The sequence below is a fragment of the Bartonella sp. AA83SXKL genome (genome assembly GCF_042196965.1).
GTDB lineage: Bacteria > Pseudomonadota > Alphaproteobacteria > Rhizobiales > Rhizobiaceae > Bartonella.
This window is the reverse complement of the sequence record NZ_JBHIRG010000294.1, coordinates 1-258: the sequence shown is the minus strand read 5'-3', so window position 1 is coordinate 258 and position 258 is coordinate 1. Positions and strand designations below refer to the sequence as shown.

Sequence of the window (258 nt, the reverse complement as noted above, 5' to 3'; positions counted from 1 at the left end):
GCAATACGTTTTAAGTCGATACCCCCATCTGCTTCAGATGTTAAGGGATCAATATGGACAGGTCGATAGGACAAAGTCACCTTACCATCTTTTGACAAATGTGAAAGCGTATGTTTACGCCAATTTTTGTCATCACGCTCTGGATAATCTTCACGTGCATGCGCGCCTCGACTTTCTAAACGCGCTTCTGCAGAATAAACAGTGGTGATTGCATTGGCCATCAAATTCTCAAGTTCTAATGTTTCGACCAAATCAGAA

Annotated in this window: 1 pseudogene; it reads right to left on the bottom strand. The window is 42.2% G+C overall.

Going from position 1 to position 258, the window contains the following annotated elements:
- Positions 1–258: pseudogene (locus tag ACFINO_RS11220) on the bottom strand (succinate dehydrogenase/fumarate reductase flavoprotein subunit); the annotation flags it as partial.